Source organism: Achromobacter sp. NPDC058515 (assembly GCF_042721735.1).
Classification (GTDB): Bacteria; Pseudomonadota; Gammaproteobacteria; order Burkholderiales; family Burkholderiaceae_B; genus Achromobacter.
Window position 1 is genome coordinate 146,104 of the sequence record NZ_JBHXNI010000007.1, and the last position, 23,272, is coordinate 169,375.

23 protein-coding genes and 1 tRNA gene are annotated in these 23,272 nt (G+C 67.0%); 6 read left to right on the plus strand and 18 right to left on the minus strand.

Annotated features, from left to right (window positions below):
- The first annotated feature begins 3 nt into the window (after positions 1 to 3).
- Entirely contained in the window at positions 4 to 1,515 is a 1,512-nt protein-coding gene (locus ACFWP0_RS14490) for a fumarate hydratase (RefSeq protein WP_377843057.1), read from the plus strand.
- A gap of 20 nt (positions 1,516 to 1,535) precedes the next feature.
- On the opposite strand, the gene ACFWP0_RS14495 is transcribed toward ACFWP0_RS14490, so the two are convergent.
- From ACFWP0_RS14495 to ACFWP0_RS14515, 5 genes are all read right to left on the minus strand, one after another.
- A complete protein-coding gene (locus ACFWP0_RS14495; RefSeq protein WP_377843059.1) occupies positions 1,536 to 2,135 on the minus strand; it encodes an OmpA family protein in 600 nt (199 codons plus the stop codon).
- A 2-nt stretch (positions 2,136 to 2,137) separates the two neighbouring features.
- Entirely contained in the window at positions 2,138 to 2,632 is a 495-nt protein-coding gene (locus ACFWP0_RS14500; protein ID WP_377843062.1) for a hypothetical protein, read from the minus strand.
- A 148-nt stretch (positions 2,633 to 2,780) separates the two neighbouring features.
- Positions 2,781 to 3,791, minus strand: coding sequence for an XdhC family protein (locus ACFWP0_RS14505; protein WP_377843065.1), 1,011 nt, complete (start codon positions 3,789 to 3,791; stop codon positions 2,781 to 2,783).
- A gap of 11 nt (positions 3,792 to 3,802) precedes the next feature.
- On the minus strand, positions 3,803 to 6,097 hold the full coding sequence (locus ACFWP0_RS14510; protein WP_377843068.1) for a molybdopterin cofactor-binding domain-containing protein: 2,295 nt from the start codon (positions 6,095 to 6,097) through the stop codon (positions 3,803 to 3,805).
- Positions 6,094 to 6,564 carry a (2Fe-2S)-binding protein gene (locus ACFWP0_RS14515; RefSeq protein WP_377843070.1) on the minus strand — a complete coding sequence of 157 codons (471 nt, stop codon included), beginning with the start codon at positions 6,562 to 6,564 and terminating at the stop codon, positions 6,094 to 6,096. Before ACFWP0_RS14515 ends, ACFWP0_RS14510 begins: the two co-directional genes overlap by 4 nt.
- A 322-nt stretch (positions 6,565 to 6,886) precedes the next feature.
- Here ACFWP0_RS14515 and ACFWP0_RS14520 point away from each other — a divergent pair, with 322 nt between their 5' ends.
- The 3 genes from ACFWP0_RS14520 (at position 6,887) to ACFWP0_RS14530 (ending at position 10,498) form a co-directional block, all read left to right on the plus strand.
- Complete coding sequence (locus tag ACFWP0_RS14520) at positions 6,887 to 7,708, plus strand: FkbM family methyltransferase (RefSeq protein WP_377843073.1); 822 nt, start codon at positions 6,887 to 6,889, stop codon at positions 7,706 to 7,708.
- A 252-nt stretch (positions 7,709 to 7,960) separates the two neighbouring features.
- Positions 7,961 to 9,964, plus strand: a complete 2,004-nt coding sequence (locus ACFWP0_RS14525) for an acyltransferase family protein (protein ID WP_377843076.1) — start codon at positions 7,961 to 7,963, stop codon at positions 9,962 to 9,964.
- A 63-nt stretch (positions 9,965 to 10,027) separates the two neighbouring features.
- Positions 10,028 to 10,498 (plus strand): AAA family ATPase, encoded by a 471-nt coding sequence (locus ACFWP0_RS14530; protein ID WP_377843078.1) that lies wholly within the window; start codon positions 10,028 to 10,030, stop codon positions 10,496 to 10,498.
- A gap of 55 nt (positions 10,499 to 10,553) precedes the next feature.
- Here ACFWP0_RS14530 and ACFWP0_RS14535 read toward each other — a convergent pair.
- The 7 genes from ACFWP0_RS14535 to ACFWP0_RS14565 form a co-directional block, all read right to left on the minus strand.
- Positions 10,554 to 10,630: transfer RNA gene (locus tag ACFWP0_RS14535), tRNA-Arg, on the minus strand.
- 71 nt (positions 10,631 to 10,701) lie between these two features.
- The gene (locus ACFWP0_RS14540; RefSeq protein WP_377843081.1) at positions 10,702 to 11,286 is read right to left on the minus strand and encodes a helix-turn-helix domain-containing protein; all 585 of its coding nucleotides are present in this window, start codon (positions 11,284 to 11,286) and stop codon (positions 10,702 to 10,704) included.
- 12 nt (positions 11,287 to 11,298) lie between these two features.
- Complete coding sequence (locus ACFWP0_RS14545) at positions 11,299 to 12,591, minus strand: NAD(P)/FAD-dependent oxidoreductase (RefSeq protein ID WP_377843084.1); 1,293 nt, start codon at positions 12,589 to 12,591, stop codon at positions 11,299 to 11,301.
- Between the two features lie 9 nt (positions 12,592 to 12,600).
- A complete protein-coding gene (locus ACFWP0_RS14550; RefSeq protein ID WP_377843086.1) occupies positions 12,601 to 13,290 on the minus strand; it encodes an amino acid ABC transporter permease in 690 nt (229 codons plus the stop codon).
- Positions 13,291 to 13,292: 2 nt separating this feature from the next.
- On the minus strand, positions 13,293 to 13,985 hold the full coding sequence (locus tag ACFWP0_RS14555) for an amino acid ABC transporter permease (RefSeq protein WP_377843089.1): 693 nt from the start codon (positions 13,983 to 13,985) through the stop codon (positions 13,293 to 13,295).
- Positions 13,986 to 14,003: 18 nt separating this feature from the next.
- Positions 14,004 to 14,795 carry an ABC transporter substrate-binding protein gene (locus ACFWP0_RS14560; protein WP_377843092.1) on the minus strand — a complete coding sequence of 264 codons (792 nt, stop codon included), beginning with the start codon at positions 14,793 to 14,795 and terminating at the stop codon, positions 14,004 to 14,006.
- A 147-nt stretch (positions 14,796 to 14,942) separates the two neighbouring features.
- Complete coding sequence (locus tag ACFWP0_RS14565) at positions 14,943 to 15,692, minus strand: amino acid ABC transporter ATP-binding protein (RefSeq protein ID WP_377843095.1); 750 nt, start codon at positions 15,690 to 15,692, stop codon at positions 14,943 to 14,945.
- A gap of 175 nt (positions 15,693 to 15,867) precedes the next feature.
- Here ACFWP0_RS14565 and ACFWP0_RS14570 point away from each other — a divergent pair, with 175 nt between their 5' ends.
- Positions 15,868 to 17,370 carry an aldehyde dehydrogenase family protein gene (locus tag ACFWP0_RS14570; protein WP_377843098.1) on the plus strand — a complete coding sequence of 501 codons (1,503 nt, stop codon included), beginning with the start codon at positions 15,868 to 15,870 and terminating at the stop codon, positions 17,368 to 17,370.
- Positions 17,371 to 17,577: 207 nt separating this feature from the next.
- Positions 17,578 to 18,864, plus strand: a complete 1,287-nt coding sequence (locus ACFWP0_RS14575) for a phospholipase A (protein ID WP_377843101.1) — start codon at positions 17,578 to 17,580, stop codon at positions 18,862 to 18,864.
- Positions 18,865 to 18,984: 120 nt separating this feature from the next.
- On the opposite strand, the gene pdxK is transcribed toward ACFWP0_RS14575, so the two are convergent.
- The 6 genes from pdxK to ACFWP0_RS14605 all read right to left on the minus strand — a co-directional run bounded on the left by pdxK (position 18,985) and on the right by ACFWP0_RS14605 (position 23,268).
- Complete coding sequence (gene pdxK / locus ACFWP0_RS14580; RefSeq protein ID WP_377843104.1) at positions 18,985 to 19,848, minus strand: pyridoxine/pyridoxal/pyridoxamine kinase; 864 nt, start codon at positions 19,846 to 19,848, stop codon at positions 18,985 to 18,987.
- A 92-nt stretch (positions 19,849 to 19,940) separates the two neighbouring features.
- A complete protein-coding gene (locus tag ACFWP0_RS14585) occupies positions 19,941 to 20,432 on the minus strand; it encodes an RES family NAD+ phosphorylase (protein WP_377843107.1) in 492 nt (163 codons plus the stop codon).
- A complete protein-coding gene (locus ACFWP0_RS14590) occupies positions 20,429 to 20,809 on the minus strand; it encodes an antitoxin Xre/MbcA/ParS toxin-binding domain-containing protein (RefSeq protein WP_377843110.1) in 381 nt (126 codons plus the stop codon). Before ACFWP0_RS14590 ends, ACFWP0_RS14585 begins: the two co-directional genes overlap by 4 nt.
- 61 nt (positions 20,810 to 20,870) lie before the next feature.
- A complete protein-coding gene (locus tag ACFWP0_RS14595; RefSeq protein ID WP_377843113.1) occupies positions 20,871 to 21,914 on the minus strand; it encodes a peptidylprolyl isomerase in 1,044 nt (347 codons plus the stop codon).
- A gap of 110 nt (positions 21,915 to 22,024) precedes the next feature.
- Positions 22,025 to 22,528, minus strand: coding sequence for a YbjN domain-containing protein (locus ACFWP0_RS14600; protein ID WP_377843116.1), 504 nt, complete (start codon positions 22,526 to 22,528; stop codon positions 22,025 to 22,027).
- A 41-nt stretch (positions 22,529 to 22,569) separates the two neighbouring features.
- On the minus strand, positions 22,570 to 23,268 hold the full coding sequence (locus tag ACFWP0_RS14605; protein WP_377843119.1) for a DNA repair protein: 699 nt from the start codon (positions 23,266 to 23,268) through the stop codon (positions 22,570 to 22,572).
- Positions 23,269 to 23,272 lie beyond the last annotated feature (4 nt).

Genomic DNA, 23,272 nt, shown 5'->3' on the forward strand with positions numbered 1-23,272 from the left:
ATCATGCGCGTCGTGCTAGCCGCGGACATCGAAACCAGCATCGCCGATGCGCTGCAGGCCATCAGCCACACGCATCCCGCGGACTTCGTGCAGGCCTTGAAGGCGGCGCATGCCCGCGAAAGCAAGGCGCCCGCCCGCCACGCGCTGCTGCAACTGCTGGTCAACAGCAAGCTCAGCGCGCGGGCGCGGCGGCCGGTCTGCCAGGACACCGGCGTCGTGCATGTCTACGCAAGGATGGGCATGGACCTGCGCATCCGCCACGACGGCGCCGGGCCCACGCCCAGCCTGCAGACGCTGGCCAACCGCGCCGTGGCGCGGGCCTACGGCTGCGCGCAAAACCCCTTGCGCGCCTCGATGATCCGGGACCCTCTGGGCGCGCGCAGCAACACCCGCGACAACACGCCGGCCATCGTGCAGGTGGAGCTGGTCGAGGGCGACGAACTGGCGCTGACCGTCGTGGCCAAGGGCGGCGGCGGCGACGTCAAGACGCGCTACGCCATGCTCAACCCCAGCGACTCCGTGGCGGACTGGGTGATTTCGCAATTGCCCGGCATGGGCGCGGGCTGGTGTCCGCCCGGCGTGCTCGGCCTGGGCATCGGCGGCACGCCCGAGCAAGCCGTGGCCCTGGCCAAGCGCGCCCTGTTCAATCCGATCGACATGCCGGACCTGCTCGAACGCGGCGCCGCCACGCCGGAGGAACGGCTGCGCATCGACGTGCACCGGCGCGTCAACGCATTGGGCATCGGCGCGCAAGGCCTGGGCGGCGACACGACGGTGCTGGATGTGAAGGTCGCCACCGCGCCCTCGCATGCGGCGCTGCTGCCCGTGGCGCTGGTGCCCAACTGCGCCGCCACGCGCTTCGTGTCGTTCGACATGCCGGCTGCGGGGCCCGCGGCGATTCCCGCGCCCGACCCCGCGACGTGGGACGGCATTCCCGACGCGCTGCCCGCGCAGGAAGGCAGGCGAGTGGACCTGGATTCCCTCACGCAAGCCGAGGTCGCGCGCTGGTCCGCGGGCGACACGCTGCTGCTGTCGGGCAAGCTGCTGACCGGACGCGACGCCGCCCACAAGCGCCTGGCCGACCTGCTGGACCAGGGCGAGCCCTTGCCGGTGCCGCTGCGCGGCCGGGCGCTGTATTACGTCGGGCCAGTGGACCCGGTAGCCGGCGAAGCCGTCGGTCCGGCCGGCCCCACCACCGCCACGCGCATGGACAAGTTCATGCCGCAACTGCTGGCGCAAACGGGGCTGCTGGTCACCATCGGCAAGGCCGAGCGCGGTCCGCAGGCCATCGCGGCCATCAAGGCCCATGGCGCGGCGTATCTGAGCGCGGTGGGCGGCGCGGCCTATCTGGTGGCCCGCACGATCCGGTCGGCCCGCGTGGTCGCCTTTGCCGACCTGGGCATGGAAGCCATCTACGAGTTTGAAGTCCGCGACATGCCCGTCACCGTGGCGGTCGATGCGCGCGGGCGGTCGGTGCACGCCGTGTTCCGGCTGCGGGCCGCGCCCGCGGCCTGAATGCGAAGGCGGCGCTGTCCTCAGCGCTTGGGCAGCACGAACTCCACGCGGCGGTTCTGGGCCCGCCCCTGCGGATTGTCCGCGCCGTTCGCAAGCTTGTTCGGCTGGACAGGCCGCGTATCGCCCAGGCCCTTGACCAACAGCCGCGCCTTGTCCACGCCATGGCTTGCCAGCCATTGCTCCACCGCCTTGGCGCGCCGCAAGGACAGGTCCTTGTTGTAGGACGCGGCCCCCTTGGAGTCGGTATGCCCTTCGATGGCGACCGCGCCGGCGGGTACGGCTTTGACGGCGCGCGCGATGTCAAGCAGCGCCGGCTCGGCCGCGGGCCTGACGACTGCCTTGTCGAAATCGAACAGCACATCGCCCAGCATCGATACCGTCACGGCATTCTTGCCTTGCCGCACCGACAGGCCTTCGTGGCGGGCAGCCAGGCCGTCCACCTGCGCGTTCAGGTCCATGACGCCGCCGCCGGTGTCGGCGGGGAATCCCTTCAGGTCCAGGATCGTGGCCCGGAGGTCCAGGATTTCGGCCTTGTAGGGAGGCTCTTGCGCCAGCGAGCCGCCGGCGGCGGCCAGCAGCGCGGCCGCCAAAAGTGTCGATGCGCCCGGGAAGCCGGCCATGGCTATCGATCGGTGATCTTGATGGCGTCGATGGTCTCGACGCCCGGTATCGTCAGGGAAATCTCAGTGACTTCCTTGGGCGGCGCGGGAAACTTCCCCTGCCATGCCCCGGCGATGGGGGCATCCTTCGAGGTCCTGATCATCAGCTTGGGATTGGTCAGCGGCTTGTCGTTGCTGTCCTTGAGCAGCAGGTGCTTCTTGTTCCCGGCGATGACGTAGAAGCTGCTTTCGTAGGCGTCCTTGGTGATGGACGGATAGATCATCTCTGTCTTGTCCGGAACAATGGGCTTGAAGCGCACCTTGATGGACAGGATGTCGCCGCTGCGCACCGCTTCCACGACCTGGGCCTCCGCGGTGCCGCTCTCGGTCAGGCCGGCCGCCAGGGGCGCTTGGGCAGACGGCCCGGCCGGCGTTTGAGCCCGGGCGATTTGGCTGTATCCCGCCAGCATCGCGAGCGAACCCAGCGCACAGGCGGCGGTCTTTCTGATCGAAGTCACGTTAAGCATCCTTTGCTGTTCAACACCATTCGGGACGATGTGGCATGTACCCGGCCTCATGCTTTCAGCCTGATCCAGGGCCAGCGTAGGATGGTCCGACTTTTACGCGATCATTTCAGTTCGATATTTTTCCAAAAGGTTACGGAACCTAGCAGGGCGCCTGCCGCGCCTTGCCTGCCGCCACCGACAGGGCGCGCGGCACGCGCACGCCGTTCTTGACAGCCAGGATTTCGGCCATCACGCTCACGGCGATTTCGGCGGGCGTCTTGCTGCCGATGTAGACGCCGACGGGCGCGTGCAGACGCTGCAGCGATTCCTCGGTTTCATCGAAATGCTCGATCAGCCGCTGCCTGCGGCTGTCGGTATTGCGGCGCGAGCCGATGGCGCCCACATAGAACGCGGGGCTGTGCAGCGCCTCCAGCAACGCCAGGTCGTCGAGCTTGGGGTCGTGGCTCAGCGCCACGATGCAGGTGCGCGCGTCGGCGCGCATCGCCCGGACGGCGTCGTCGGGCATTTCCGTCGTGGTTTGCACGCCGGGCACCGACCAGGCGCCGAGGTATTCCGCGCGCGGGTCGCAGACCGTGACCGCGAAGTCGTTGAACAAGGCCATGGTGGCGACATACTCAGCCAGCGCGCCCGCGCCGATGAGCAGCATGCGGTACTGCGGCCCCAGCGTGCTGGACAGGATTGCGCCGTCAAAGCGCAAGGCCTCGGGCGCGGCGGCGGGCTCCAGCGTCACCGCGCCGGTGGCGCAGTCCACCGTGCGTTGCACCAGTTTCCCGGCTTCCAGCTGCCGCACCAGGGCATCGAGCGCGGCAAGGTCAGGGCCAAACTCCAGCAGCAATTCCAGCGTGCCGCCGCAGGGCAGGCCGAACCGGTGCGCTTCGTCCGCGCTCACGCCGTAGCGCACCAGTTGCGGCGCTTCCCGCGGAATGCCCGCGCCCCCGTGGACGCGGGTGTAGCGGAAAATCAGGTCGTCCTCGATGCAGCCGCCGGAGACGGAGCCCACGCAGCGCCCGTCCTCGCGCAACGCCATCATGGAGCCCGTGGGCCGGGGCGAGGAGCCCCAGGTCTTCACCACGGTGGCGAGCAGCAGCCGGTCGCCGTTGGCGCGCCAGTCGCGGGCGGCGCGCAGCACGCGCACATCAACGCTTTCCATGCAATGGACTCCTATACGGCATCGCGGACGGGCAGGCTGCGCACACGCTTGCCCGTGGCCGCAAAAATGGCGTTGCACAGCGCCGGAGCCACCGGCGGCACGGGCGGCTCGCCCACGCCCCCGGGCGGCAGCGCGTGATCGTCGTTGACCAGGTGGGTGCGGATCACGCGCGGCGAGGCATTGTGGCGCAGCACTTCATAGTCGTAGAAGTTGCTCTGCTTGACCCGGCCTTTCTCGAACGTGATTTCACCGACCAGCGCCAGGCTCAGGCCCATGATGGCGCCGCCCTCCATCTGGGCGCGGATGCGCTCGGGATTGATCTGCGGGCCGCAGTCCATCGCCATGTCCACCGCCACCACCCGCAGCCCGCCCTTATCGTCCACCGCCACTTCGACCACGGTGGCCGTATAGCTCATGAAGCTGTAGCAGAAGGCCAGGCCCAGCCCGTGCCCCTTGGGCAGCTCGCGGCCCCAGCCCGCGCCGCGCGCCGCGGCTTCGATCACGCCGCGCAGGCGGCCGGTGTCGTAGGGATAGCGCTCGGGCGATTCGGTGTAGTTCCAGGCGTCGCCCATCGTGCCCGGGTCGATCTTGCGCGCCGGGCCGATCAGGTCCAGCGCGTACTGCTTGTGGTCCTGGCCCGCGCGGTGCGCCAGTTCGGCAATGAAGCACTGCGCCGCGAAGGCATGCGGAATATTGGCTACCGACCGGAACCAGCCGATGCGCGCATGGGCGGCGACCTCCGCCGTTTCGACGCGCACATTCGGGATGAGGTAAGGCATGTTGATGGCCGACATGGCGGACTCGAACAGCTGCTGTCCCTTTGCCCCGTCCGAGAACAGCGACGCGATCGTGGGCGCCGCGCTGCGATGCAGCCACGACTGCATCTTGCCTTCCTTGCCGACCACCGCTTCAAGGCGCTCCACCGACACGGTATGCAGATAATCGTGATGAATGTCGTCCTCGCGGGTCCACACCAGCTTGACCGGCGTGCCCTCCGGCATGGCCTGGGCAACGATGGCGGCCTCGTCCACGAAGTCGGGCTTGGACTTGCGGCCAAAGCCGCCGCCCAGCAGCAGCACGTTCACCTTGACGTCCCCGGACTTGAGCTTCAGCCGCCGGGCCACGGCGTCCTGCGCCGCCGCGGGATTCTGGATGGAAGTCCAGACCTCGGCACGGCCGGCCTGGATACGCACGGTGGCCACCGGCGTCTCCATCGAGGCGTGCGCCAGGTGGGGCACGTAGTATTCGGCGGCGTATCGCTCGGCTTCGGGCGCCCGGCTCCAGGCTTGCGGCGCGTCGCCTTCATTGCGCATGACCTTGCCGGGCGCGCGGGACGCGGCTTCCAGCGTCTGCCGGTAGGCCGCCGAGTCATAGCCGCCGTTGGGGCCGTCGTCCCATTCCAGTTCCAGCGCCGCGCGGCCCTGCATGGCGGACCACGTATTGCGCGCCACCACCGCCACGCCGCCCAGCGGCTGGAAGGCCGGCGCGCCGCTCATGGCGGGAATTTCCACCACCTTGATCACGCCGGGCACGGCCAATGCCTTGGCGCTGTCCACGCGGCGAAGCTTGCCGCCCACCACCGGCGGGCGCGCCACCACGGCATAGACCATGCCGGGCAGGCGCATGTCCATGCCGTAGATGGCCTGGCCCTTCCCGATGTCTTCCAGGTCCACCAGACGCACCTGGTTCTTGCCGATGAAGCGGAACTCGGCGGGCGCCTTGAGCTTGAGCGCATCGCCCGAGGGCACCGCAACCCTGGCCGCGTCGGCGGCCAGCTCGCCATACCCAAGCCGGCGGCCGGTGGGCGTGTGCACGACTTCATGCTGCGCGGCGCGCACCTCGGCCACGGGCACCGACCAGCGGGCGGCGGCGGCCGCTTCGAGCATCTGGCGGGCGGCGGCGCCCACGCGGCGCATAGGCATCAGGAAGTGGCGCACGCTGCGCGAGCCGTCCACGTTCTGGTTGCCGTAGCGCGCCTCGTTGGCATCGGCCTGCACGACCTTCACCCTGTCCCAGACGGCTTCGAGCTCGTCGGCCACCACCATGGGAAGGCTGGTGCGCACGCCCGTGCCCATCTCGGCGCGATGCGCCACGATGGTCACCGCGCCGTCCGGCGCGATGGAGACAAAGGCCAGCGGGTCATCCACGGTGCCGCCGGGCATGCCGTCCGCGCCGTATTGCTTTGGCGCCGCGTCGGCCGCCCAGACGGCGCTGATGAGGCCATTGGCCGTCACGGCCAGCGTCAAGGCGCCCAGGCCCCCTTGCAGAAAGCCGCGCCGCGTCATTTGCAGAGAGGTCGTCATCATTGGCCTGCCTGCGCGAGCTGGGCCGCGGCCTGCTTGACGGCGGCGCGTATGCGCGGATAGGTGCCGCAACGGCAGATGTTGCCGCTCATCGCGTCGTCGATCTGCGCTTCGGTGGGCGCGGGCGTGGCCTTGAGCAGGCCGACCGCCGTCATGATCTGCCCCGCCTGGCAATAGCCGCATTGCGCAACATTGTTCTCGACCCAGGCGCGCTGCACCACCCGGCCGACACGGTCGGCCTCCATGCCTTCGATGGTCGCGATGGCACGGCCGGCCGCGGCCGAGACTGGCGTGACACAGGAGCGTATCGGCTGGCCGTCCATGTGGGCCGTACAGGCCCCGCACAGGGCCATGCCGCAGCCGAACTTGGTGCCTGTCATGCCGAGCTCATCGCGCAACACCCAAAGCAGGGGCATATCGTCGGGAACGGCGACTTCCTTGGCCTGGCCGTTGACTTGCAGTTGTGTCATGGCGGAATCCTGGGTTGAGTGGACAGAGGGCGGGCGCCGGCTGGCGGGCGGATGCAGTTCGCGCAGCAGGCACACTACTATCTTCAAGGAATTGATTAGTGCCAGTTATAGCCTTATTCAGTACCCCAGCGTTTTCCATGCCCCGCCCCTAGAGCGGCGAACGCTGCCGCGAGCGCTCGAAGTCTTGAACACTTAAATGAGTCCCCAATAGAAAAAATGGGGACTGCTAAAGCGGGCGCGCATATTCCCATTGACGATAAGCGATGCCTTACAATCCATTCCGCAAGAAAAATAGAATTCAATAGTCGACCTTGGAGACATAATGTTCCGGCAGCTTGCGAAGAAGTTCTTACTTGCAGTACCTGATGTTCGCCGAGTGATTTCCGAACGCGATTCCGCCTTGGCCGAGGTGATCAGGCTTCACGAAAAAATGGGCACGCAACGTGAAGTTATAGGGCAGCTCGAAGGGCAACGCGTGCCAGAACATGGCAAGGTTGTCTTCTCGCACTGGGGCGAAGACAGTATCGCCCAGTTCATATTTCGAGAATTCAAGCTCGGCCGCTATCTGGATATCGGGTGCTACCACCCGGCCTTGTACTCAAACACCATGTCTCTCTATCGGCAAGGGTGGACGGGCGTCAATGTGGACCCCAACCCGTTCATGATTGAGCAATGCCGAGCGCTTCGCCCCAAAGACGTAAGCGTCAACAAGGCGGTCGGCGCCGAGCGCGGCTTCATGGACTATTTCAATTTCCATGACTGGGCATCCAGCAATACGGCAAACAAGAAATTTGCCGAAGAAGTTGCCGCGGTCAGCCAGGTTGATGTCCCCAAGCCCACTTCCGTCGAGGTAATGACGCTTGAAGACATCATCAACGAATACTTCAAGGGAACGGCGCCGGAGTTTGTCAACATCGACGTAGAGGAACTGGACGTCGATGTCCTCAAGTCGGGAAATTGGGAGAAACAGCGTCCCCTCGTCGTTGCGGTGGAAGACATCAAGTTCATCGCGGACAGGCCCGGAGAGTCGCCCACCTACAGATTCATGCGCGACCATGGCTACACCTTGTTTTCCCGGTGCGTCTTCACCAGCTTTTTCATTGAAGACGGTTTCAATGAATCTGCCGCGAACTTTCCTTCGTAAGGAAGTCGCAACCAGAATCGCCACCCGCGGGCGATTGCCGTGCACGAAGAGAAAAGCCCCGCACTGATTACGGTCAGCGGGGGCTTGCCGGCAAGCCACACATTCACGGCCGCCTCGACAGCGGACAGCAGCCCCGGCGACGTTCCGTGTCGCCCTCGATCTCCATTGCGCCTCGGGGCAAGAAAGCCCGCTGGAGCGGGTGGTTCCGAATAGCTCTTACAATTCGGGCCAAATCAAAATACTTGCAGGCAAATGTCGAACATCAAGTACCGGCCCGAGATAGACGGGCTGCGCGCTATATCCGTGTTGGCCGTGGTTCTGTTCCACCTTGGCGTCCCCGGCGTTAGCGGGGGATTCGCTGGGGTGGACGTTTTCTTCGTCATTTCCGGGTTCCTGATCACGACCATCCTGAAGGCCGAGCTGGATAGCGATTCGTTCTCGCTCTTGTCGTTCTATGGCCGGCGCATCCGCCGCATCCTGCCTGCGCTTCTGGTCATGCTGCTGGTGTCGCTAGGGGCCGGGTACTGGCTGCTGGCGCCCGGCGACTACGCCACCATGGGCCGCAGCGCCGTTGCCGCAGCGGCGTCCGTCAGCAATATCTTCTTTTACTTAAACACCGGCTACTTCGACGCGTCGGCATCCACGATGCCGCTGTTGCATACCTGGTCCCTCGCAATCGAAGAACAGTTCTACGTCGTCCTCCCGATCGCGCTGGCGATTATTTACAGACTGCGCAGGGGGAGGTACGCCCTCACCGCCCTCGTCTGCCTGTTCAGCCTGAGCTTTATTGGCGGCTTGCTGGCGCTTTCACACAACCCGAAGGCGGCGTTCTATCTCCCGCAGTACCGCGCGTGGGAACTGGCAGCCGGGTCAATCCTCGCGTTTCTTCCGGTGGCCAAGACCAACCGGTCGGCTGCGGCGGTGGGCCTTGCACTCGTCCTATCCGCCGTTCTCGCCCTGGACAAAGCCACCGCGTTCCCCGGCTTCGCCGCGCTGCTGCCGGTCATTGGCGCATGTTTGCTGCTTCGCTACGGATCGCAGCCCGGGCTCATCCGATCCGCGCTCTCTGCGCCGCCGATGATATTCATTGGGAAAATTTCGTATTCCCTCTATCTTTGGCATTGGCCTGTCATCGTCCTGTGGAAACACTACACAGGCAATGCCTCCTTGTCAGCCCAAGATCAGATCATGCTCGGCGCCATATCGTTCGGGCTAGGCTGGCTATCCTGGCGCTGGGTGGAGCAGCCATTCCGCAGGCAGCGGCATTCAGAACATAGGACGGTGGGAGCCGGCATCGGAGCGTCTGTCCTGGTCGGCATGGCTGCTCTTACCGTTGCCTCCACTCACGGCTTCCCTTCCCGCATCCCCGCCGACCTCGGCAACCTCGGCAACCGGGATGCCATGTGGGCGTGGGATTGCCCCGCAGTAGTTCAGGACGGCCCATGGAAGGGATTGTGCCAAGCTGGAGGGCCATGGGGCCAATCGAAAATGCGCCTTGTGCTGACGGGCGACAGCCACGCAGAGCACTTCATGCCCTATATCCATGAGGCGGCCAAAGCCAACGGCGTATCCGTGGCGCTGTTCCGCGCCTGCCCGCCCATCTTCACCGATACTGGAACAAAGCGATTCGTCCGGCTTGGCCCGGACTACACGGCTGGCTGCACCAAGACGCACGATCAGCTTCTAGCCCAACTCGCGGCGTCCGACGATGTGTCCGGCCTGATCATCGCGTCCGCCTGGGCCGGGCATGCTCTTTGGTCCTTTCGCGGCGACTCGCCACCCGAATCCATTGGGACCCCTGCGGCAAAAAGCGGCGGGCTCCAGGCCTTAAAAGACGGAATGAATGAGTTGCTGCCCGAGCTGGAAAAGCTGGGAAAGCGGGTAATCGTGATCAGCGACATGCCATCCTTTGATGCAGCCCCCATCCATTGCGCGATTGGAAACAGATCCGGATTGCTGCGTCGGTCCTGCGGCGCCGATGCCACAAAGATATCTCCCGCCACATTCGGCATGTGGCAAGCGCAGTCACAAAGGATGCTTCAGGAAGTCCAATCCCGGCATCCTGAGGTTGCGTTCATCTTCCCTGGAGATGCCATGTGCACCGCCTTAGGTTGTGACACCTATCAAGACGGTCGTTTCCTGTACCGCGACACGGATCATCTGCGCCGCGATTTGGGCCCCACGGTAAATCGACATCTGGCCGACCGGATCGGGCTGACTGACGCCCTCGGATTGATCATCCCTCCTGCGCAATAGCCGGCCTGGCATCCTCTGGCGATCGCGAAAGCGGCTGGGACGACCTGGACAAAAGGACACGCATTGGCGACGCTGCACCTGATGGTCGGACTGCCGGGCTCCGGCAAAACAACGCGGGCGAAGGAATTGGAAAGGGCCTTGCCGGCTATTCGGCTGACGCCGGATGAGTGGCATCTTCGGCTCTTCGGTCAAGATCTGGACGATCCCGAGCACGACTCCAGGCACAGCGCCATAGAAGCACTGCTCTGGGAGATAGCCGAGCGCGTACTCATGCAGGGTCTTGATGTGATATTGGACTTTGGCTTTTGGTCTCGGGCTGAACGCGACGAGTTTCGCAGGCGTGCCCTGTCATTGAGGGCCAGCCCCGTCATTCATTATGCGCCAACGACGACCGGAGAGATTCTGACCCGGTTGGCGGCCCGGAACGCGGCGCTTCCGGCCACCGCATTCCGCATCTCGGAGGAGATGATCTTGAAATGGGCGAAGCTGTTTGAGCCGCCTGCGGATGATGAACTCGCTGCATCGGAAGCTTGAAGACTGGCTCACCCGTAACCTGCCGTTCACAACCCGTTGATTTAATTATTAGTTCTGGCGCGGCAGGAGGGGCTCGAACCCCCGACCCCGGGCTTAGAAGGCCCGTGCTCTATCCAGCTGAGCTACTGCCGCGCGGTGTGTAGACGCCCGGAACCTGTCCGGGCGCCGCATTTTACCTTGTTGCGGCGAAAGCGGGGCGGCCCCTATTCTTCGCCGATATCCGTGTGCGTGGAGACCCACAGCACCACCGCGTCTTCCGGGCTCAGGCTGATCACCCGGTGCCCCATGCGGCTGTCTATATAGAAGCTTTCGCCGGCTTTCAGGCGGGCGGGTTCGTAGAACTCAGTGTAGAGCTGGACCTCGCCCTCCAGCACATAGACGAATTCCTCGCCGCCATGGCGGCTCCAGTCCTGGAATTCGTCAAAGGAGCGCGCCTTGACCCGGGTATGGAACGGCATCATGCGCTTGTGCGACAGCGCGGTGCACAGCAGCCGGTGGTCGTAGTATGGGGTTTCGTACTGGCGCCCTTCTCCCTGGCGGCTCAGGCTGCGGCGGCCGGTTCCCATGTGGGCGTCGGATGCCGTGAAGAGCTCGGCCACGTCCAGGTCCAGGCCCGCCGCGATCTTGATCAGGTTGTCATAGGTGGGCGACAGCAGGCTGTTTTCGATTTTTGACAGAGTGGACGCGGACACGCCGGTGGCCGCGGCCGCCTGCTTCAAAGTCCACGCGCGCGCCTGGCGCAGGGCCCGCAGCCGGTGCGCCAATACGCTCTGTTTGTTGCCTTGCATCTGTATACCCTGTCATGCCCGCGATTGACGCTCACGCCACCAATCGCGCGCCTGGTAAGACCAATAAGTCAGTTGAACCGCTGCCGTGCCCACGCCGCCGCCGTTCCAGGCCAGCCCGAAAGGTTCGAACAGCTTGTAGCGCTGGGTGTCGCCCGTGATCCCTTCGGCCACGACGCGTCCGCCGATGGAGGCGGTGTTCATGCCATGCCCGCCGAACGCCGTGCAATACCAGACATCGGGCGACAGCAGGCCGATCTGCGGCATCAGATGCCGCGCGTAGGCCATGCGTCCCGACCACGCCGCCTCCACGCGCAGCCCCTGCAATTGGGGATAGACGCAGAGCAATTCGCGGCGCAGGGACTCGGCCAGATCGGGCGGGTCATCGACACGGGTGGTGATTCTACTGCCCCAGCCGATGCGGCCGCCATCGAGGACGCGGTAATAGTTGCCGGCGCGCCGGTCGTCGCCTATGGCGGCGGTGGTGCGGATGGCGTCCAGCACGCGGTCGCCCAGGGGCTCGGTCAGCATGATGTAGGTGGCGATGGGCAGCATCGCGCGGCGCAGCGCGGGCACGACGTCGCCGGTATAGCCGCCGGTGGCCAGCACCACGGTGCGGGCGTCGATCTGCCCCTGTTCCGTCTTCAGGTGCTTGACCGCGCCTTCCAGCGTGGCCTGGACGACGGGGCAATCCTCGTGGATGCGCACGCCCAGCCGGACGCACTCGCGGGCCAGGGCGCGGGCGTAGTTCAGGGGATGGAAGTGAAAGGACGCGGGGTCTTCGATGCCCTGGTGATAGACGTCCGACACCAGCCTTTCTCGGACCTGGCTGCGGGTCAGGAGACGGACCTCGCGGCCGAAATCGCGCTGCTGGCCGTCGCACCACTGGCGCAGCGCGTCGGTCGCCTCGTAGCGCACCACCCTCAGCCGGCCGTCCACCTGGTGCGCGTCGGCAATCGCCAGCTCCCGGATGTTGGCGCGGATGATCTCGACGCCTTCCATCGACAGGCGGTAGAGCTGGCGGTAGTGGTCTTCGTCGACATGCTTCCTGATGGCGTCGGCGCCAGCGGAAAACGCCGGCGACACCGAGCCGCCGTTGCGCCCGGATGCCCCCCAGGCGATGCGCCGCCCCTCCAGCAGAGTGACGTTGCGCCCCCGGCGGGCCAGTTCCAGCGCGGTGGACAGGCCGGCCAGCCCGCCCCCCACCACGCATACGTCCGCGCTGGCCACGCCGGCCAGCGGCGGGTAGTAGGTTTCGCCGTCGGCGAGCGTGCGTTTGTAGTAGGTGTCGATGTACTCGGAGACCATGGCGTCGGCTCAGTGCAGGCTTGCGCCCTGCAGGCCCCCGGTCAGGCGCTTTTCCAGCCAGTTGGCCAGGCGCAGGAGCGGGTAGCAGTAGATGAAGTAGATGGCGGCGATCATGCCGTAGATGAACAGCGACTTGGCCGGGAAGGTGATGATGAACACCTCGCCCTGGCGCGTCAGTTCGGTGATGCCGACCACCGACAGGATGGCCGTGCTTTTGATCAGCATGACGTAGACGCCGCTCATGGGCTGGACGATCAGGCGCATGGCCTGCGGCAGGATGACCAGCCGCAGGATCTGCAAGGGGCGCAGGCCCAGCGTCATCGCCCCTTCGGTCTGGCCGCGCGGCACCGCCTGGATGGCGCCCATGACGATCTCGGCCACATAGCAGGACGTGTAGACCGACAGGGACACGAAGGCCGCGGTGCCTGAGTCCCAGTGCAGCAGCTCGATGCCGGAGCTGGGCAGCACGAAGTAGAAGATGTAGAGCTGCACCAGGAACGGCGTGCCGCGCAGGATGTGGATGTACAGGCCCAGGACCTGGTGCACGCCGCGGATGCGGTAGCTGCGGATGACCCCGATGACGAAGCCCAGCAGGGAGCCGGCGATGATGGCCACGAAGGAAATCTTCAGCGTTTCCCAAAAGCCCTTCAGCAGGAAGGGCAGCACGACGCCGGCGGTGGAAAGATAGGAATCCAGCATGCTTACCTCGCGTTCCAGGCCGGACCCGCCAGCCAGAGGCTCACGCCCCGGGACAACAACAGCATGACGCCGTAGATCAGCAGATAGCCCGCGGCGATGGTCAGGAAGGCTTCGTTGGGCACGATGCGGTCGCTGTTCATCTGCACGCCGGCCGCGACCAGTTCAAACACGGTGATCAGCGACAGGAGCGAGGTGTCCTTGATGAGCACGGCGGTCTGCCCCAGCAGGGGCGGCAGCGTGTTGACAAAGGCCTGCGGCAGCACGACGTAGCGCAGGCGCTGCTGGTAGTTCATCCCGCAAGCCTTGGCGCCTTCGACCTGGCCCCGCGGCACGGATTCGATGCCGACGCGGATGATCTCGCTCATGTAGGCCGCGTGGTGCAGCGTCATGGCCATGATGCCCAGCACCATCTCGCTCCAGCCCTTGGCGCCCGGAACCAGCATGGGCACGGCGTAATAGACCAGGTAGATCTGCACCAGCAAGGGCGTGGACCGGATGAATTGCACATAGGCCGCCACCGGGCGCCACACCAGCGCGCGGGGCGACATATGGGCAAGCGCCAGCGGAATGCCGGCCAACACCGACAGCACGAGGCTTGCGCCCGCCGCGATGAGGGTGTTGGCCAGGCCGGTGGCAAATTGGCCCGTGTACTGGCTGACGATGCGCCAGTTGTAGAAGTCGATCAACCAATCCATGGGCTTCTTTGCCGCCTATCAGTGGTCTTTTTTCCAATCGGTGGAGTACCAGTACTTGACCTGTTCCGGCAGCGTGTTGTCGGCGGTCTTCAGGGTCTGCCAGTTGTCCAGCCAGAACTTCAGGCGAAAGGCGTTGGGGCCGACGGCGAACGCCAGCGGCTCGCGCACCATGACGCCGTCCAGGACGCGCAGGTTGCCGAAGTCGACCAGGAACTGGTTGGCGGTGGAAAGCGACATGATGCCCGCGTCCAGCCGGCCGCTGGACAGGGCCTGGCCGACCGGGGCGCTGCCGCCCGAGAATTCCTTCATGGTGGCCTTGGGCAGCATCTTCTTGCCGACTTCCGCGTACGTGCTGGCGCCCAGCACGCCGACGTTGACGCCTGCCTTGTCCAGCTCCTGGAAGGACTTGTACGGGGAATCCTTGGGCACGACGGCGACGGTGTCGGCGTAGAACATGGGCGCCGAGAACAGCACCTGCGCCGCGCGCTGCGGCGTGGGCGTCATGTCGGCGGCCACCATGTCGGCCTTGCCCGACAGCAGCGCCGGCAAGAGGCCCTTCCATTCATAGTCCTGCAGCACCAGCTTCACGCCCAGGTCGTCGGCCATGCGCTTGGCGACTTCCACGGCAAGCCCGGTGCGCTTGCCCGATTTGTCCATGAAGCTCATCAGCGGCCCGGAGGTCTGCACCGCGACCCGGAGTTCGCCGCGCTTGATGATGTCTCCCAGCTCGTCCGCCTGTGCCGGCAGGGCCGCGGTGGCGGCCGCCAAGGCGACGCCGGCCACGCCCAGCCATTGTTTGATTTTCAGCATTTCACACCCCTTGTGGTGATAGGACTCATGTCATTCCGGGCAAAGCACATCGCGCCGGCAGCGCCCGGATCGGTCAAACCGGCCTTGTTGCCGGCAGGGGCCGCGCACGCGCGAACGCCCCGCCTGGTTGCTTCCTTGCTGCTTGGACTACAGAATCTTCTCCAGGAAGGCGCGGGTGCGCGCTTCCTTGGGATGGCCGAACACCTCGTCCGGCGTGCCCATTTCCACAATGCGGCCGGCGTCCATGAAGAGCGCCCGGTCGCCCACGTCGCGGGCGAAGCCCATTTCGTGGGTCACCACTGCCATGGTCATACCGTCGCGCGCCAGGGCGCGCATCAGTTCAAGAATGCCGCCCACGGTTTCGGGATCGAGCGCCGAGGTGGCCTCGTCGAACAGCATGAGCTTGGGGTCCATGGCCAGCGCGCGGGCGATCGCCACGCGCTGCTGCTGGCCGCCGGACAACTGGCTGGGATAGCGGTCGCCGTATTCCGCCATGCCGACCCGGCCCAGCAGTTCGCGGGCGTAGCGTTCGGCTTCGGCGCGGCCGCGGCCGCGCACCACGCGCTGGGGTAGCGCCACGTTGTCCAGCGCGGTACGGTGTTGGAACAGGTTGAAGTGCTGAAACACCATGCCGACCTCGGTGCGCCAGCGATTGACGTCGGTGCCCGGGTCCGTGAGCGACAGGCCGTCCACGCGGATCGTGCCGCTGTCGATGCTTTCCAGGCCGTTCAGGGTGCGCAGCAAGGTGCTCTTGCCCGAGCCGGACGGCCCGACCACGACCATGACTTCGCCGCGGTTCAGTTGGCAGTCCACGCCGTCCAGCGCCAGATGCGGGGGCTGCCCGTCGCGCTGGTAGGTCTTGGAGACAGCCTGGACAACGAGCAGCGGTTCCGCCACGGATTCACCTTCAAATGAGTCCTGCGCTGGTGTCGGGCGCCAAGATAGGGCCCGGCCAAAAAATATTTCGCATTTCACGTCATAGTTTCGTATAGTAAATTTTTTTCCAGAATCGCCACTTAGGCATAACCCTTAAGCGAAGGCACTCCCTTCGCGGGCCCTCGAAGGAACCGGCATGGACACTCCCCAAGACATCCTGCGCAATCTCGGACTGAATCCGAGCTCGCTTACGGGCGGCACGCTGACCGCGCGCAGCCCGATTGACGGCGCCGAACTGGCCCAGGTGCATGAGCACACGGTGGCGCAAGCCCATTCGGCCATCACCCGCGCGCGCCAGGCCAGCCTGGCGTGGCGCGACGTGCCGGCTCCGCGCCGGGGAGAACTGATACGCCTGTTCGGCGAGACGCTGCGCCAGCACAAGCGCGAACTCGGCCGCCTGGTCAGCCTGGAAGCGGGCAAGATCGTGGCCGAGGGCGAAGGCGAAGTGCAGGAAATGATCGACATCTGCGACTTCGCCGTAGGCCTGTCGCGCCAGCTGTACGGCCTGACCATCGCCTCGGAGCGCCCCGGCCACCGCATGATGGAAACCTGGCATCCGCTGGGCGTGGTGGGCGTCATCAGCGCGTTCAACTTTCCCGTCGCCGTGTGGTCGTGGAATGCCGCGCTGGCGCTCGTGTGCGGCAACGCCGTGGTCTGGAAGCCCTCGGAGAAGACCCCGCTGACCGCCCTGGCCTGCCAGGCGCTGTTCGCCCAGGCCGCCCAGCGCTTCGGCGACGCCCCCGCCGGCCTGTCCGAAGTCCTGATCGGCGGCCGCGAGGTCGGCGAGGCCCTGGTGGACTCGCACTCGGTGGCGCTGGTGTCCGCCACCGGTTCCACCCGCATGGGCCGCCAGGTGGGCCCGCGCGTGGCGCAACGCTTTGGCCGCGTGCTGCTGGAGCTGGGCGGCAACAACGCCATCATCGTCGGCCCCACGGCCGACCTGGACATGGCCGCCCGCGGCATCGTGTTCGGCGCCATCGGCACGGCCGGCCAGCGCTGCACCTCCACGCGCCGCCTGATCGTCCACGAAAGCGTGGCCAACGAACTGGTGCAGCGCCTGCACAAGGCCTACGCCAGCGCCCCCATCGGCAATCCGCTGGACGAAGGCAATCTCGTCGGTCCGCTGATCGACCGCGTCTCCTTCGACGCGATGCAGGCCGCGCTGACCGCCGCCCGCGAGCAAGGCGGCAAGGTCGCGGGCGGCGAGCGCGTGCTGGCCGACCAGTACCCGGACGCCTGGTACGTGCGCCCGGCCATCGCCGAAATGCCCGGCCAGACCGACGTGGTGTGCCACGAAACCTTCGCGCCCATCCTGTACGTGATGCGCTACAAGGAATTCGGCGACGCCCTGGCCCTGCAGAACGGCGTGCCTCAAGGCCTGTCTTCCGCCATCTTCACCAATGATCTGCGCGAAGCCGAGACCTTCCTGTCGGCCTCGGGTTCGGACTGCGGCATCGCCAACGTCAATATCGGCACCTCGGGCGCCGAGATCGGCGGCGCGTTCGGCGGCGAAAAGGAAACCGGCGGCGGCCGCGAGTCGGGTTCGGATGCGTGGCGCAACTACATGCGCCGCGCCACCAACACCATCAACTACTCGCGCCAGCTGCCGCTCGCCCAGGGCATCAAGTTCGGCGAATAAGCCCGCCGCGCCCGCTTGAAGGCCCCGCGCATTGCCGGCAATGCGCGGGGCCTTCTTCATTGCAAGCCTGACGCCAGGGCCCGCCTGCCGGCGCCCTTCTTCCGCGCATGGATGTATGAGCGCCCATACATACAATTAGCCTGGCTTACAAACTGTTGCCGGGGACGATGCTACATTTCCTGGTCACAAGAACCACACACGTCCTCAATGACCACACGTCGCCCTCTACACCGCACTTCCGCCGCCCGCCTCCTTGCCGCCGCCCTGGCCCTGGGCGCGGCCGGCTCCGCTGCAGCAGGCGTGTCGTACCGGCTGGACCGTCCGTCCGCCGCCCCCGGCGAAACCGTCACCATCGAGGCCGTGTATTTCAACGAAGGCAGCGCGCGCGTGGACTGGCAGGCGCCGCCCGAACTGGTGCTGCAGTGGCGCAGCCAGGACGGCCAGATCGTGCGCAGCCTGGCCAAGCTCAAGAGCGGCCCCGACAACTACAGCGTGCCGGTCAACAATTTCGCGCGCATGGCATGGAGCGCCGTCGTGCCCACCACCGCCCACGGTCTGCAAGCCGTCACCATCGAGGGCCAGCCCTCGATGATGGCGCTGGACGCCACCGGCCGCGACAGCGGCACCCTCGCCAGCACGCCCGCCCAGACGCCCGTCGTCGACGCCCGCAGCGGCCAGCCCGTGCCTCCCGCCGTCGTCGCCGCCGCCGGCGCATCGCCCGACAGCGGCCCGGCGCCCGCCTCCGCCGTCGAGCAGACCGTGGAGCAGACCGAATTCGACCGTTTCCGCAGCTCCTTCTCGGCATATAAGCCGGTGTACTTCAGCGTCGGCACGCGCGGCCTGACCACCGCCCGCTTCCAGATCAGCGCCAAGTACCGCCTCCTGAAACCCCGAGGCGGCCCGGACACCTGGCACGACGACTTCTACCTGGGCTACACGCAGACCTCGCTGTGGGACCTGGATAGCGACTCCAAGCCCTTCATCGACACCACCTTCAACCCCAGCGTCTTCTGGCTGTCCGACGACATATGGAAGTCCGATAACCAGAGCATGCGCTTCGGCATGAACACCGGCGTCGAGCACAACTCCAACGGCAAGGACGGCGAAGACTCCCGCTCGCTCAACGCCGGCTACATCGAGCCGCGCTTCCACTACCGCTTCGACGGCGGCAGCACGCTCACCTTCGCCCCCAAGGTCAAGGCCTACTTCGCCGTCGCACAAGAGAACAGCGACTACTCCGACTACGCCGGCCACGTCGACTGGCAGCTGCGCTGGGCGCAGGACGGCGGCGCGGTGGTCTCCGCCATGTACCGCCAGGGCGACCAGAAGCGCCGCACCACCCAGCTCGACTTCGCCTGGCCCCTGCGCCGCACGTTCCTGAACTGGAACGGCTACCTGCATCTGCAATACTTCAACGGCTACGGCGAAACCCTGCTCGGCTACAACCAGCGCAACGAATCCCAGTTCCGCGTGGGGCTGTCGCTGATCCCGTAAGCAAAGCCAAGGCAAGCCCAGGGCCCAAACCCCGGCCAGCCTACTCCCAAATGCCAAAAGAGTTCGGCGACGGCATCATGAGCGGCAAGTTCCTGCCCTACAAGACGTACTGAAACGCGGCTAGTCCTCGACGGCCAGCTCTTCCCAGGCCAGTTCGCGGGTGCGCTCCAGCGCCGCGGTGACCTGGGCCGCGGCCTCGCGCACCGCCTGGACCAGCGCCTGGCCATTGAGCAGCCTGGCGGTGACGCCGGCCATGAACACGTCGCCCGTGCCGTGCACCGCCGGCGGAATGGCGATTTCAGGGTGCGTCACCACGGTGGCCTCGTCGCGCGTCACCACGGCCAGCTGCAGCGTGCCGGGCGCGGCCGCCATCGGCGCGGCGCTGGTGACGACGATCCATCCGGGCCCCTGCGCGATCAGTTCCCGCGCCGCCGCCACCACCTCGTCCATGGAGGACAACGGCCGGCCCGCCAGCAGTTCCAGTTCGAAGTGGTTGGGCGTCATGCCGTCGGCCAGCGGCACCAGCAGGTCCCGGTACTGCGCGACCAGTCCTTCGTTCACATACAGGCCGTCGTTGCGGTCGCCCATGACCGGATCGATATGCACCCGCAGGTCCGGCCGGGCGGCGCGCAGCGCGGGCAGCCAGCGGGCCAGCAGATCGGCCTGCCCGGGCTGGCCCAGATAGCCGCACACGACGGCGCGCGCCACGCGGCTCACGCCGCGCTCGTCCAGTCCCTGCAGCAGGCCCTCGAACCATTCCAGCGGCACCGCGCCCCCGTGCAGCGTGGGATAGTGCGGCGTGTTGCTCAGGATGACGGTGGGCACCGCGATCGCCCGCAGGCCCGCCTTGCGGAAAATCGGCATGGCGGCGTTGTTGCCGACATAGCCATAAACGACCTGGGATTGTATGGAGACGATGTCCACCTGCGCGGTGTAGGCGGGCAGCGCTGCGCCCGGGACGGGGGCAGCGGGAGTTGCGGTCATACGGCTTGCTCCTGAGAGGAACGCGGGTTGCGGCGCCGGCCCGGCGCCGGGCCGCCGGATCCGCATTATTCTAGTCCGCGTCCGGGCGGAGCCTACGCGTCCCCGGGGCGCGCCGCCACCAGCCAGCCCGCGCCTTCCTGCACGGCCCCGGCTATGCCCGACAGGTGCGGGTCGAAGGGATAGGCCAGCGACGACACGATCTGGCATTGCGCCAGCTGCGGATGCTCGGCGTTCAGCAGGTACTGGACGCCGCCCGCCGGCGACGGCACGCGCAGCAGCAAGGTGTCGCCGCGCGCCAGCCAGGCGTTGCCCAGGGCCCGCGTGGCCGGCGTGTCGGTCCGCCAATGGGCGGGCGGCTGGACCTCGCTGACCGCGTGTTCGGGCGCGGCCACCTCCAGCAGGAAGTAGTGGCGCGGCAAGGCGCGCGGATGCCCGACCTCGGATTGCGCCAGCCGCGCGAACACCGCGGCCGCGGGCGATGCGTCCAGCACGACGACGGAGGCCCCCGCGCCATGCCAGCGGCCCGCGGGCCGGGCCCGGGGTTGCAGGTCCAGGCTGTTGCTCAAGCGCCAGAGCGCGATCATGGGCCGTTTCCTTCATCTATGTCGATGAGCCATAGCTCGATCATCGCGGCATACCTTCCGAACTGGCTGAGCAGGAGCGGCACCCGACCATGCAGGCGGCGCTTGGGCTGGCACAGCCAGAGATGCGCCCGTTCGCGGTCGCCGAACACCATCTCGGCCAGCCACGCGATCCGCAGCGCCCGGTGCAGCACGCGCAGGTCCGCCAGGTCCAGGCCGAGCCCGCGAGCCGGATCGCGCGACCGCGCCGAGCCGGTCTCGGGCGCCAGCGGAAACCAGCGCCGCGTGTCATCGGAAAATGTGGCGCGCAGGGCCTGCAGCAGCGCCGCCGCGCATTGCACGCTGCTGGGCGGACCCGCCCAGCCCAGCGCCTGCTGCAAGCGCGCATCCAGCGCCAGGGCTACCGGACGGACGCCGCCCGCGGCGGGTCGGACGCCGGCCTCAGGGCGCGCGCGCGACAGCCGGCTTGGCCGCCGGGGCGGCTGCGGTTTGTTCGAACGCGGCGTTGAGCGCCGCGCCATCGATGCTGACGGTACCGGCATTCAACAACCCCTCCATATAAGCGCGCGCGGCCAGGTCCTGACGTTGGGCGCGCAGGGCATCGCGCAGCTCTTCCTTGACCTCTTCAAACGGCGCCACGCTGGCCGGGCGCACATCCGCCAGCTTCAGGATGTGAAAGCCCGCGGCGGACTGCACCGGCGCGGACACCTCGCCCGCCTTCAACTGTTCGATCGCGGGCCGCATCTCCGGCGTCAGTTGCGCCAGCGGCACGTAGCCGATGTCGCCGCCCTGGCCGCGCGTGGTGGCGTCCTGCGAGAAGTCCCGCGCCAGCGCGGCGAAGTCGCCCTTGGGCGCCTGCGCGCGCTTGGCCAGGTCCAGCGCCTGCTTGCGCGCGGCGGCGACGGCCTCGGCGTCGCCCAGCGCGGCGGGCAGGAATATCTGGCCGACCCGGTACATCGCGGGCCGGGCCAGTTGCGGCTTGGCGCGCTCGTAAGCCGCCTGCAGATCCGCCTGCCCCGGGTAGTCGTCCGGCGCGCGGCTGACCGACTCCAGGTAGCTCTGCAGCACGATCCGCTCCTGCGCCGCCTGGAACGCGCGCTTGAGTTCCGGCTTGTCCTGCCAGCCCTGCGCGCGAGCCTGTTCGATCAGCGCCTTCTCGGCCAGCCTGGCGCGCAGCCACTGGTCCAGCCCGGCGCGGTTGTCCTTCAACTGGGCCAGGGACTGGGGCGGCAGGGCCTGCAGCTGGCGCAGCAGTTCATCGCGGTCCACCTGCACCGCGCCGAGTGTCGCGATGGCGGGCGCCTTGGCGGGCGCGGCCGACGCGACGGGCGCGGCGGCGGCGGCCGGCTTCGCCGTGGCCGGCGCCGTTTCGCTGCTTTGCGCGTCGTTGCCGCGCATCAGCGCCACCGCGCCGGCCAGCACGGCAATCGTCAGGACGGCGCCGGCCACGCGCAGCGTGGTGGAGGATTTCAGGATCGTGGTCATAGTCGGAACCTTTGCATGCATCACATCAAATACGCCGTCGCGAGGAGGCTGGCGCGCCGGGCGCGCGGGAATCAGCATCCCGCCGGCCCGGCGCCGGCCCCCGCAGGCGCCTAGTGCGTCGCCGCTTGCGCGGCGGCGTTTTCTTCGCGCGCATCGCCCTCGGCATCCGCGGCGGGCGCGTCGGCGGCCGCCTGCGCGGAGGCGTTCGCACGCAGGAACAGCAGGAATTCCTGCAGCAGGCGGTCCCACAGTTCGGTCGTGGCGCGCAGATAGGTTTCCGACACGCCGCCCGCGACGATGACGTCCAGCTCCAGCACCAGGAACGCGCCCTGCACGGAGAGGCGGGCAAACCGCTTTTCCACGTTCCAGCGCTCGGCCAGGCCCGCCGGCAGTTCGCCCTGCACGCGCAGCGCGCAGCTCAGCGTGTAGTCCAGATACTGGCCGTCCTGCTGGCCGGGATTGCCCATGCGCGCCGCGAAGCCGACGCCCTGGCTGGCGCTCAGCAGCTGCACCATGCCGTTCTGCTCGGACAGGGTCACGCGGTAGCCCAGGGATTGCAGCAGCGCTTGCAGGCGCTCGGCGTTCACATCAAGAATCAGGCTGGATTCGGTCATTGCGGTATTCCTAGAGGTAGAGATGAAACAGTCTTGTCAGATTACGGATTGGAAGTTGCAGCGGCTTGACTCCGGGGCGCCTGCGCGTCGTACAGCTTGTCGCCGTAGGCCTGCGCCTGCTCCTCGAACCGCACCCGCGCCTGGCCCGCGAAGGGCTGCTTGATGGCCAGGATGTCGCCGGTGCTGATGCGTTCGTAGGCGTTCAGGATTTCCTTGCCGGCCTCGTACATCTCGCGGTTCTTGGCGACGCAGGCCTTGGCCTCGTCGTCGCGCTGCGCCAGGTTCTTGGCCAGCGTCTGGCGTTCGGCCTCCTTGGCGCGCGCCAGGGTCAGCAGCTCGTCATAAGCGCCTTTGAACTTGCCGAGCTGCGCATGGGTGGCCGCGACCTGCGCCTGAGCGCTTTCCATCACGGCCTCCTGCTGCCCGGCCAGCTTGTCGGCCTGCCCGCGGGCCTGGGCCAGCTCGGCGCGCAAGGTTTCCAGTTCCTTGCGGGCGGCGTCGCGCTGCGCCTCGGCGGCCGCCTTGGCCGCGTTGACCTGCGCCTGCTCGCTCTGCAACTGGGAAAGCTGCTGGGTGGTGCTGCGCAACTGGGCGCGCAGGCGCTCCTCCATGGTTTCGGCGTGCGCGCCGCCGGCCAGCGTGAGGCCGGCGGCGCACAGGGCGACGGCGGCGGCTAGCCGCCGGCCGCGCCCCGCCGCCGACGCGTGGCGGGATTCATCCCATACGGTGTGCATGTCCATGGCG

Coding starts and splice junctions, on each gene's coding strand:
- ACFWP0_RS14490 (WP_377843057.1), top strand. CDS start 4: ATGCGCGTCGTGCTAGCCGCGGACATCGAAACCAGCATCGCCGATGCG.
- ACFWP0_RS14495 (WP_377843059.1), bottom strand. CDS start 2,135: ATGGCCGGCTTCCCGGGCGCATCGACACTTTTGGCGGCCGCGCTGCTG.
- ACFWP0_RS14505 (WP_377843065.1), bottom strand. CDS start 3,791: ATGGAAAGCGTTGATGTGCGCGTGCTGCGCGCCGCCCGCGACTGGCGC.
- ACFWP0_RS14510 (WP_377843068.1), bottom strand. CDS start 6,097: ATGATGACGACCTCTCTGCAAATGACGCGGCGCGGCTTTCTGCAAGGG.
- ACFWP0_RS14515 (WP_377843070.1), bottom strand. CDS start 6,564: ATGACACAACTGCAAGTCAACGGCCAGGCCAAGGAAGTCGCCGTTCCC.
- ACFWP0_RS14520 (WP_377843073.1), top strand. CDS start 6,887: ATGTTCCGGCAGCTTGCGAAGAAGTTCTTACTTGCAGTACCTGATGTT.
- ACFWP0_RS14525 (WP_377843076.1), top strand. CDS start 7,961: ATGTCGAACATCAAGTACCGGCCCGAGATAGACGGGCTGCGCGCTATA.
- ACFWP0_RS14540 (WP_377843081.1), bottom strand. CDS start 11,286: ATGCAAGGCAACAAACAGAGCGTATTGGCGCACCGGCTGCGGGCCCTG.
- ACFWP0_RS14545 (WP_377843084.1), bottom strand. CDS start 12,591: ATGGTCTCCGAGTACATCGACACCTACTACAAACGCACGCTCGCCGAC.
- ACFWP0_RS14550 (WP_377843086.1), bottom strand. CDS start 13,290: ATGCTGGATTCCTATCTTTCCACCGCCGGCGTCGTGCTGCCCTTCCTG.
- ACFWP0_RS14555 (WP_377843089.1), bottom strand. CDS start 13,985: ATGGATTGGTTGATCGACTTCTACAACTGGCGCATCGTCAGCCAGTAC.
- ACFWP0_RS14560 (WP_377843092.1), bottom strand. CDS start 14,795: ATGCTGAAAATCAAACAATGGCTGGGCGTGGCCGGCGTCGCCTTGGCG.
- ACFWP0_RS14570 (WP_377843098.1), top strand. CDS start 15,868: ATGGACACTCCCCAAGACATCCTGCGCAATCTCGGACTGAATCCGAGC.
- ACFWP0_RS14575 (WP_377843101.1), top strand. CDS start 17,578: ATGACCACACGTCGCCCTCTACACCGCACTTCCGCCGCCCGCCTCCTT.
- pdxK (WP_377843104.1), bottom strand. CDS start 19,848: ATGACCGCAACTCCCGCTGCCCCCGTCCCGGGCGCAGCGCTGCCCGCC.
- ACFWP0_RS14585 (WP_377843107.1), bottom strand. CDS start 20,432: ATGATCGCGCTCTGGCGCTTGAGCAACAGCCTGGACCTGCAACCCCGG.
- ACFWP0_RS14595 (WP_377843113.1), bottom strand. CDS start 21,914: ATGACCACGATCCTGAAATCCTCCACCACGCTGCGCGTGGCCGGCGCC.
- ACFWP0_RS14600 (WP_377843116.1), bottom strand. CDS start 22,528: ATGACCGAATCCAGCCTGATTCTTGATGTGAACGCCGAGCGCCTGCAA.
- ACFWP0_RS14605 (WP_377843119.1), bottom strand. CDS start 23,268: ATGGACATGCACACCGTATGGGATGAATCCCGCCACGCGTCGGCGGCG.